11 protein-coding genes are annotated in these 8806 nt (G+C 72.8%); 9 read left to right on the top strand and 2 right to left on the bottom strand.

Annotated elements, in window-relative coordinates; translation table 11 throughout:
- Positions 1 to 232 (bottom strand): 3-hydroxyacyl-[acyl-carrier-protein] dehydratase FabZ (locus tag VFC33_07065; protein ID HZR12996.1); only part of this gene is annotated, 232 nt, incomplete at its 3' end.
- Positions 233 to 394: 162 nt separating this feature from the next.
- Here VFC33_07065 and VFC33_07070 point away from each other — a divergent pair.
- From VFC33_07070 to fabI, 8 genes are all read left to right on the top strand, one after another.
- Positions 395 to 1321 carry an ACP S-malonyltransferase gene (locus VFC33_07070; GenBank protein ID HZR12997.1) on the top strand — a complete coding sequence of 309 codons (927 nt, stop codon included), beginning with the start codon at positions 395 to 397 and terminating at the stop codon, positions 1319 to 1321.
- A gap of 4 nt (positions 1322 to 1325) precedes the next feature.
- Positions 1326 to 1598, top strand: a complete 273-nt coding sequence (locus tag VFC33_07075) for a hypothetical protein (GenBank protein ID HZR12998.1) — start codon at positions 1326 to 1328, stop codon at positions 1596 to 1598.
- Positions 1598 to 2584, top strand: a complete 987-nt coding sequence (locus VFC33_07080) for a beta-ketoacyl-ACP synthase III (GenBank protein ID HZR12999.1) — start codon at positions 1598 to 1600, stop codon at positions 2582 to 2584. Before VFC33_07075 ends, VFC33_07080 begins: the two co-directional genes overlap by 1 nt.
- The gene (fabG, locus tag VFC33_07085; protein ID HZR13000.1) at positions 2581 to 3345 is read left to right on the top strand and encodes a 3-oxoacyl-[acyl-carrier-protein] reductase; all 765 of its coding nucleotides are present in this window, start codon (positions 2581 to 2583) and stop codon (positions 3343 to 3345) included. Before VFC33_07080 ends, fabG begins: the two co-directional genes overlap by 4 nt.
- Before the next feature lie 89 nt (positions 3346 to 3434).
- Positions 3435 to 3686 (top strand): acyl carrier protein, encoded by a 252-nt coding sequence (gene acpP / locus VFC33_07090; GenBank protein HZR13001.1) that lies wholly within the window; start codon positions 3435 to 3437, stop codon positions 3684 to 3686.
- Positions 3687 to 3721: 35 nt separating this feature from the next.
- Positions 3722 to 4972, top strand: a complete 1251-nt coding sequence (fabF, locus tag VFC33_07095; GenBank protein ID HZR13002.1) for a beta-ketoacyl-ACP synthase II — start codon at positions 3722 to 3724, stop codon at positions 4970 to 4972.
- Positions 4969 to 6339: a carboxyl transferase domain-containing protein gene (locus VFC33_07100; protein HZR13003.1), complete on the top strand. Its 1371-nt coding sequence runs from the start codon at positions 4969 to 4971 to the stop codon at positions 6337 to 6339. Before fabF ends, VFC33_07100 begins: the two co-directional genes overlap by 4 nt.
- 22 nt (positions 6340 to 6361) lie before the next feature.
- Positions 6362 to 7117: an enoyl-ACP reductase FabI gene (fabI, locus tag VFC33_07105; GenBank protein HZR13004.1), complete on the top strand. Its 756-nt coding sequence runs from the start codon at positions 6362 to 6364 to the stop codon at positions 7115 to 7117.
- 49 nt (positions 7118 to 7166) lie between these two features.
- Here the strand turns inward: fabI and bcp are convergent, their stop codons facing one another.
- Positions 7167 to 7625 carry a thioredoxin-dependent thiol peroxidase gene (gene bcp, locus VFC33_07110; protein HZR13005.1) on the bottom strand — a complete coding sequence of 153 codons (459 nt, stop codon included), beginning with the start codon at positions 7623 to 7625 and terminating at the stop codon, positions 7167 to 7169.
- Between the two features lie 77 nt (positions 7626 to 7702).
- On the opposite strand from bcp, the gene VFC33_07115 reads away from it, so the two are divergent.
- The coding region (locus tag VFC33_07115; protein ID HZR13006.1) for an MFS transporter at positions 7703 to 8806 on the top strand (1104 nt) is incomplete at its 3' end.

Consider the following 8806-nt stretch of genomic DNA (forward strand, 5'->3'; position numbering starts at 1 on the left):
GCTCGTCCGACAGCAACGCGATCGCGCCCGCCTGCGCGAGCGCCTCGAGCTGCAGCACGCCCGGGAAGATCGGGTTCCCGGGGAAGTGCCCGGCGAGGAACGGCTCGTCGCCCGTCACGCGGTAGCGCGCCTCGACGCCCGACCCGGGTTCGAGCGACACGACCGCGTCGACGAAGCGGAACGGCGGGCGATGCGGGAGCAGCGCGACGGGATCGTCGGGGACGTCGACCATCCCGACAGTGTGGCCGCGTGCACGCCCTACTCGTCGGTAACGACAGTTCGCGCGATCGAAACGAGAAGTTTTCGTCGTACTGACCGGTAACCGGGTACTCCGTGTAACGCTGCACGGTCCGGCGGGGTCGGACCTCTCGGATCCCCGGAAAGGCACTCTCTCTTGGAACGCGCGCTCACACGACCCGCCGTCGTCTTCCCCGGCCAGGGCACGCAGGCCCCGGGCATGGCCGCGGCGTGGCGCGACCACCCGGCCTGGGCGCTCGTCGAGCGGGCGGAGAAAGCACTCGGCGAGCCGCTCGCGCACCTCGTCACCGACGCGCCCGCCGACGCGCTCACCCGGACGCGGGAAGCGCAGCTCGCGGTGCTGCTCACGTCGCTCGTCGTGTGGGAAGCCGCGCGCGAGCACGTGACCGACGCGGTCGCGTTCGCAGGCCACTCGCTCGGGCAGGTCACCGCGCTCATCGCGTCGGGCGCTCTCCCGCTCGAGGACGGCGTGCAGTTCGCGGCGCGCCGTGCGGAGCTCACCCAGCAGGCGGCGGACCGTCACCCGGGTCGCATGGCCGCGCTGCTCGGCGCCACACCGGAGCAGGCGGACGACGCGTGCAGCGCGGCCCCCGACGCATGCTGGGTCGCGAACGACAACGCGCCGGGGCAGGTCGTCATCGCGGGAAGCCCGGACGGCGTGGAGGCCGGGAGCGCACGCGCCAAGACGCTCGGGATCCGCCGTGTCACCCCGCTCAACGTCGGCGGCGCGTTCCACACGCCGTTGATGCAGGACGCGACCGACGCGCTGACCGACACGCTGCGCGACGTCGACCTGCGTGACACGACGACACCGGTCGTGTCGAACGCAGACGCGCGCGGGTACACCGACGGTCATGGCTGGCGCGCCCGTCTCGCGTCGCACGTCTCCGTCCCGGTCCGCTGGCGCGAGTCCCAGGAGACGATCGCGTCACTGGGCGCGACCGCGCTGCTCGAGGTCGGGCACGGCTCGATGCTCGCCGCCCTCGCGAAGCGAACCGTTCCCGACCTTCCGGTCGTGGGTGTCGCCACGCCCGCCGACCTCGACACGTTGGCCCAGGAGTGACCTGATGGAAGCCGTCCTCGTCCAAGGTGAGCGCCTGCTCGTCCCGGAGCGCATGATCGTCGCGCCCGCGGTCGGCGTGTTCCGCCCGCTCGACCCCGAGACCGTCACCTGCGAGGGCGAGCTCGTCGACGAGGGTCAGGCCATCGGTGTCATCGAGGGCCCGGGCACGCAGGTCGACGTGTGCAGCCCGTTCCGCGGCTTCATGATGGGGATGCTCGCCGCGCCCGGCCAGCGGCTCCGCGAGGGCCAGCCCGTCGCGTGGCTGCGGCTCGCGTGATGGCGGCCGCCATCACGGGCATCGGCACGGCGACGCCGTCACGCCGCCTCACCAACCAGGAGCTCGAGCAGCTCGTCGACACGTCGGACACGTGGATCGTCGAGCGGACGGGCATCCGCGAGCGCAGGATCGCCGCCGCCGACGAGACGACCTCGACGCTCGGCATCGCCGCGTCCGCGGCCGCGCTCAAGGACGCGGGGCTCACGCCGGACGACGTGGAGCTCCTCGTCGTCGCGACCGCGACACCCGACCAGCCGATCCCCCACGTCGGCTCGTTCCTCGGCGACGGGCTCGGCCTGCGCTGCGGGTCGTTCGACCTCGGTGCGGGATGCGCGGGGTTCGTCTACGCGCTCGTCGTCGGTTCCTCGATGCTGACCGCCGGCAACCTCGAGCACGTGCTCGTCGTCGGGGCGGACACCTTGAGCCGGGTCACCGACCCCGAGGACCGGGGCACCTGCATCCTCTTCGGCGACGCCGCCGCCGCGGTGGTCGTGTCGCGTGCGCCGCGCGACGACGTCGGACTCCTCGCGTGGGACCTCGGTTGCGACGGCTCCGCCGCGCCGCTGCTCGGCGTCCCCGCCGGAGGGAGCCGCCGTCCCGCGAGCATCGAGACGGTCAACGCCCGCGAGCACTACCTGAAGATGGCGGGCCAAGAAGTGTTCCGGCGCGCGGTCCGCTGCGTGGTCGATTCCGCGAACGCCACGCTTGCGCGCGGTGGCATGACCGCGGCCGACGTCGACTGGTTCGTCCCCCACCAGGCGAACGTCCGCATCATCGACAGCGCGTGCAAGAAGCTCGGGATCCCGATGGACCGCACCGTGGTGAACATCGACCGCTACGGGAACACGTCTGCCGCCTCGGTGCCGCTCGCGCTCGCAGAAGCCGTCGACGACCACCGCATCAAGGCCGGCGACGTCGTGCTCGTCTCCGGGTTCGGTGCCGGCATGACATGGGCGAGCGCGCTGATGCGCTGGGACGAGGCATGACCGCGGGAACGACCGCGGAGACGCCTCGCACCGCGTTCGTGACCGGTGCGTCGCGCGGCATCGGGCGCGCCGTCGCAGTCGCGCTCGCGCGTCAAGGTCACCGCGTCGCGTTCTGCTACTCCACCGACGACGCCGGCGCGAAGGAGACGCAGCGCGCGATCGAGGAGACCGGCGCGAGCGCGCTCGCCGTGCGGGCCGACGTCGCCGACGCCGCGTCCGTCGACGCCGCGTTCACCGAGATCGAGGGCACCTGGTCCCCCGTCGAGATCCTCGTCAACAACGCGGGCGTCACCCGCGACGGGCTCGTGGCGCGCATGACCGACGAGCAATGGGACGTCGTCCTGCAGACGAACCTCACGGGTGCGTTCCACACCACACGGCGCGCGACCCGTCACATGATGAAGGCCCGCTACGGACGCATCGTGAACGTGTCGTCGGCGAGCGGGCAGACGGGCGCGCCCGGGCAGGCGAACTACTCCGCGGCCAAGGCCGGGCTCGTCGGCCTGACGCGCTCCGTCGCGCGCGAGCTCGCGCCCCGTGGGATCTGCTGCAACGTCGTCGCGCCCGGGCCTATCGTGACGGCGATGACCGACGCCATGCCCGACGACTGGCGGGCGTGGGCCGAGGGAGCCGTCCCGCTCGGACGGCTGGGCACGACCGAGGAGTGCGCCGCCGTGGTCGCGTTCCTCTGCAGCGAGGCGGCCGGCTACGTCACCGGCGCGGTGGTTCCCGTCGACGGCGGGCTGGCGATGGGCCACTAGACGGTCGCGATCGAACCGTTTCGGGAAGGCTCAGGCGTGTGCCTGGGCCTTCTGCACAGGAAGACCCCGACCAGGAGGAGAGACCCCCGATGGAACGTCCCGAGGTGCTCGAGGCCATCCGCGAGGTGGCGGTCGAGGTGCTCAGCGTCGAGCCCGACCAGGTCACCGAGGAGGCGCGCTTCAAGGAGGACCTCGACGCCGACAGCCTCGACCTGGTGGAGCTCGTCATGGGGCTCGAGGAGCGGTTCGACATCACCGTCCCCGAGGAGGACCTGGAGGGCGTGACGACCGTCGGACAGGCCGTCACGCTGGTCATGAACAAGGCGGGCGCGTCGGCGTAGCGCTCCGCCAGCGCGAGCGAAGGGATGCTGGAACGATGAGTGCCGAGATGCTCGACCACCGCGGTCGGCCCCGCGTCGCGGTCACGGGGATCGGCGTGAAGTCCCCGGCCGGCAACGACGTCGAGTCGTTCTGGTCGCAGCTGCTCGAGGGGCGTTCCGCGGCCGCGCCGATCGCGCGCTTCGACGCGTCCGATCTCCCCGTCCGCTTCGCGTGCGAGGTCCGCGACTTCGACCCGGACTCGTACTTCGGCGCGAAGGAGGCCCGTCGCTTCGACCGCGTCACCCAGCTCGGTGTCGCGGCGGCCGCCGACGCGGTCGCGGACGCGGGCGACCTCCAGTACGACCCCGCGCGCTGTGCCGTCGTCGCGGGCACCGGCGTCGGCGGGATCGCGACCCTCGAGGAGCAGGTGCGCACCTACATCGAGAAGGGGCCGGCGCGCATCAGCCCGTTCCTGGTCCCGATGATGATGGCGAACCGCACCGCGGGGGAGATCGCGATCCGCTTCGGGTGGACCGGTGTGAACGTCTGCGTCGCGACCGCGTGCACCGCGGGCGCGCACGGCATCGGCGAGGCCGCGCGCCTGATCCGCGACGGCAGCGCCGACCTCGTCGTCGGCGGCGGGAGCGAAGCCGCCATCACGCTCATCACGGTCGCCGCGTTCGCCCGCATGGGTGCGCTCAGCGGGCGCAACGACGATCCCGCGCACGCGTCGCGCCCGTTCGACGCCGCGCGCGACGGCTTCGTCATGGGTGAGGGCGGTGGCTTCGTCGTGCTCGAGCGCCTCGACCGCGCGCTCGCGCGCGGCGCGCGGGTCTACGCGGAGGTCGCCGGCTACGGCCGCAACGACGACGCCCACCACATCACGGCGCCGGCACCGGGCGGTTCCGGCGCGGCCGCGTGCATGCAGCTCGCGCTCGACGACGCCGGGCTCTCGGCGTCGGACATCGGCCACGTGAACGCGCACGGAACGTCGACACCGCTGAACGACGCCGCCGAGGCCGAGGCGGTCCGCAAGGTGTTCGGCGACCACTCGCCGCCCGTCACGTCGGTCAAGGGCGTGACGGGGCACACGATCGGGGCCGCCGGCGCGATCGAGGGGATCGCGTCGATCCTCGCGATCCGCGACGGCGTCGTGCCTCCCACCGCGAACCACGAGCAGCGCGGCGACGACTGCGACGTCGACGTCGTCGCGGGCTCGCCGCGCCAGGTCGGCGCGGCGCCCGTCGTGTCGAACTCGTTCGCGTTCGGCGGGCACAACGTCTCGCTCGTGTTCGTGCCCGCGTGACCGCGGTCCCGATCGCGGGACATCGCAGCAACGCCGTCACCGCGACGATCCGCGAGGTCGACGGGCGGCGCGTCGGCTGGTTCCGCATCGCGGGCGGCCGGCACCACGGCGCGATCGGCGAGGCCGGCGGTGACGCGGCCGAGCGGCTCGTCCGCCTCGCGACGGACCTCGGGTTCCCCGTGGTCGGCGTGCTCGACACCTCCGGCGCGGAGCTCGGCGAAGGCGTCGTGGGGCTGCACGCGTGGGGACGACTCGCGCGTGCGTTCGCGGACGCGTCGGGCGTGGTGCCGACCGTGCTCGTCGTCGTCGGCGCGTGCGTGTCCGGCCCCGCGCTCCTGCTCGGGCTGGTCGACCACGTCGTGATGACCACGAACGGGTTCGCGTACGTGAGCGGGCCGGACTCCGTCGCCGAGTTCACGGGGATCGACGTCTCGCGGGTCGCGCTCGGCGGTGCGCCGACGCACGACCGGCGCACGGGCGTGACGACGTTCGTCGTCGAGGACGAGGCGCACGCCGACGCCGCGGTCGCGCACCTGCTCGACTACCTGCCGTCGAACCACCTCGAGGACCCGCCGTGGTACGCGTCCGACGATCCGGTCGACCGTGACTGCGCCCGGGCCGCGGCGGCCGTCCCCGACCGCGCCAACGCCTCGTACGACATGCGCGTCGTCATCGAGGACATCGTCGACGCGACGTCGTTCTTCGAGCTGCGCGCCGCGTACGCACCGAACCTGACGACCGGTCTCGCCCGCCTCGACGGCCGGCCCGTCGGCGTCGTCGCGAACCAGCCTCGTCAGCGCGCCGGGACGATCGACATCGAGGCGTCGCGCAAGGCGGCGCGCTTCGTGCAGTGGTGCGACGCGTTCAACCTGCCGCTCGTGACGTTCGTCGACACGCCGGGCTTCGAGCCCGGGAAGGACCTCGAGTGGCGCGGCATGATCCGCCACGGTGCGGAGCTCGTGCACGCGTACGCGGCGGCGACGGTGCCGCGGCTGTGCGTCGTCGTGCGCAAGGCGTACGGCGGCGCGTACATCGTCATGGACTCGAAGCGGCTCGGCAGCGACTGGTGCGTCGCGTGGCCGTGCGCGGAGATCGCGGTGATGGGCGCGCCCGGTGCGGTGCAGATCCTGCACGGGCGGAAGCTGGCCGCGGTCGACGACGAGGACGCGCGTCGCGAGCAGCAGGTCGCGCTCGAGCGCGACTACGAGGACCGCTTCTCGAACCCGTACGTCGCGGCGGAGCGCGGGTTCGTGGACGAGGTCGTCGACCCGGCCGACACGCGACGCGCGCTCGCCGCCGCGCTCGACCGGCTCGCGACCAAGCGCGAGCACGCGATGCCGCGCGCGCACTCGAACTCGCCGCTGTGACGCCGAGAGGCAGGAGGGCAACGTGCTGCTCGAGGGGAAGCGGATCCTCGTCACCGGCGTGCTGACGGACGCGTCGCTCGCGTTCGGGGTCGCGAAGCTCGCCCAGGAAGAGGGCGCGGAGGTCGTGTTGACGTCGTTCGGGCGTCAGATGCGGCTGACCGAGCGCACCGCACGGCGCCTGCCGAGCGAGGCGGACCTCGTCGAGCTCGACGTCACCAGCCCGTCGGACCTCGGCGCGCTCGCGGAACGGGTGGGCGGGCGGCTCGACGGCGTGCTGCACGCGATCGCCTTCGCCCCGGAGACCTGCCTGGGCGGCGGGTTCGTCGACGCGCCGTGGGACGACGTCGCGGTCGCGATGCAGATCTCCGCGTACTCGCTCGCGGGCCTGACGCGCGCCGCGCTGCCGTTGATGGACGGCGGCGGGTCGGTCGTCGGCCTCGACTTCGACGCGCGGCAGGCATGGCCCGTCTACGACTGGATGGGGGTCGCCAAGGCCGCGCTCGAGTCGACCGCGCGATATCTCGCCCGCGACCTCGGGCCGCGCCGCGTGCGGGTCAACCTCGTGGCCGCCGGTCCCGTCCGGACGATGGCCGCGAAGAGCATCCCGGGCTTCGACCGATTCGAGGAGGTGTGGTCGGAGCGCGCCCCGCTCGGGTGGGACCTGCGCGACCCCACGCCCGTCGCGCGCGCGTGCGTCGCGCTGCTGTCGGACTGGTTCCCCGCGACGACGGGCGAGATGGTGCACGTCGACGGCGGCTTCCACGCGATCGGCGCGTAGCACCCCTCCGTTTTCGGAAGCCTCATCCACACACTGTGTGCATGAGCCTTCACAGAACGGAGAGGACCTTGGGGACGGTGTCCTTCGGGCTGACCTTGTAGAAGGCGGCCGCGATCTTGCCCTTCTCGTCCACGACGAAGGCGGAGCGCACGATCCCCATGTACTTCTTGCCGTACATCGACTTCTCGCCCCACGTCCCCCACGCGTCGGCGACCGCGTGGTCCTCGTCGGCGAGGAGCGGGAACCCGAGGTCGTACTTCTCGTCGAACTTCAGCTGCGCGGCCGGCGCGTCCGGGCTGATGCCGATGACGTCGGCACCGAGCTTCGACAGGTCGGGCTCCGCGTCACGCAGCGCGCACGACTGCGCCGTGCAACCGCTCGTGTTCGCCTTCGGGTAGAAGTACACGACGGTCTTCCGGCCGCGCCGGTCCTTCAGCTTCACCTTCTTGCCGTGCTGATCGGTGAGCGCGAAGTCGGGGGCCTTGTCGCCGACCTCGAGTCGAGCCATCGCGTCGTCCTTTCGAGTCGCTCGGGGCGTCGGTCGCGCCGTCGGCGGCGCGAGAGAGGCCACGTAGCATGCCGCACGTGCGCCGGCGCCTGCTGCTCCGACTGGACGCGCCGCCGGCGCGGACGCGCGCGCTCGTCGTCGACGTCATGCACCTGCAGGAGCAGGGCGACGGATCGTTCACGGGGCCGCTCCCCCACGACACGACCCGCTCCGCCACGCTGCGGGTCGACGTCGCGGACGACGCTCCGGGCGCGTCACGGGTCACGCTCGTCGCGACGAGCGCGCTGCACGTGCCGTTCTTCCAGTGGTTCTTCGGCCCGGTCGTCGTGTTCGTGCTCCGCCGCCTGGTGCGTCACGCGGCCGCGACGCTCGAGGCGGCCAACCACGGCGAGGCGCCTCCGCCCCCGCCCGGCACGCCGACGTTCCTGCCCGCCGTCGCGTTCGACGACGCCCAGATCCACCTCCTCGCCGCCGTCTGCGCGTTCGGCGCGCTCGCGTCGTACGCAGGCGCGCTGTTCGGTCAGGTCGGCGACCCGATCCGGCAGTCGTTCCACGTCGGGACGCCGGCACTCGGCAACTCGCTCGCGATCACGCGCGGTGGCGCGCTCGTCGCGCTCGTCGTGGGCGCGGCGGCGGACCGTCGCGGGAGACGGCAGCTCCTCGCGGTCGCGTTCTGCGGGCTCTGCCTGTCCAACGGGCTGGCTGCCGTCGCGCCGAATCTCGCCGTCTTCACCGGTACGCAGCTGTTCACACGCGCGTTCGTCAATGCGATCGTCATCATCGCCGGCATCGCGGCGGTCGAGGACGCGCCGGACGGTGCGCGCGCTTTCGCCGCGATGATGGTCGGGTTGTCCGCGGGCGCCGGGTACGCGGTCTCGGTCGTGCTGCTGCCGATCGCGGACGCCGGTAGCGAGGCGTGGCGGATCCTGTTCGCAGTGAGCGCGGGGTCGATCCTGCTCCTTCCCGCGCTGATGCGCTCGCTCCCCGAGACGCGCCGGTTCCACGAGCTGACGGCCCGCGGGATCCGCGGGCGCGCCTCGCAGGTCGTGGACCGCGCGTACGGTCCGCGGTTCGTCGCGCTCGCCGCGCTCGCGTTCCTCACGAGCGTGTTCTCCGCGCCGTCCGCGCAGCTGACGAACACGTTCCTGCGCGACGAGCGCGGCTTCTCCAACTCCGCGATC

Source organism: Acidimicrobiia bacterium, from assembly GCA_035651955.1.
Lineage (GTDB): Bacteria > Actinomycetota > Acidimicrobiia > IMCC26256 > JAMXLJ01 > JAMXLJ01.

Excerpts from the sequence above, each read along its gene's own strand:
- VFC33_07075 (HZR12998.1), top strand. The coding sequence starts at position 1,326 with ATGGAAGCCGTCCTCGTCCAAGGTGAGCGCCTGCTCGTCCCGGAGCGC.
- VFC33_07080 (HZR12999.1), top strand. The coding sequence starts at position 1,598 with ATGGCGGCCGCCATCACGGGCATCGGCACGGCGACGCCGTCACGCCGC.
- fabG (HZR13000.1), top strand. The coding sequence starts at position 2,581 with ATGACCGCGGGAACGACCGCGGAGACGCCTCGCACCGCGTTCGTGACC.
- acpP (HZR13001.1), top strand. The coding sequence starts at position 3,435 with ATGGAACGTCCCGAGGTGCTCGAGGCCATCCGCGAGGTGGCGGTCGAG.
- fabF (HZR13002.1), top strand. The coding sequence starts at position 3,722 with ATGAGTGCCGAGATGCTCGACCACCGCGGTCGGCCCCGCGTCGCGGTC.
- bcp (HZR13005.1), bottom strand. The coding sequence starts at position 7,625 with ATGGCTCGACTCGAGGTCGGCGACAAGGCCCCCGACTTCGCGCTCACC.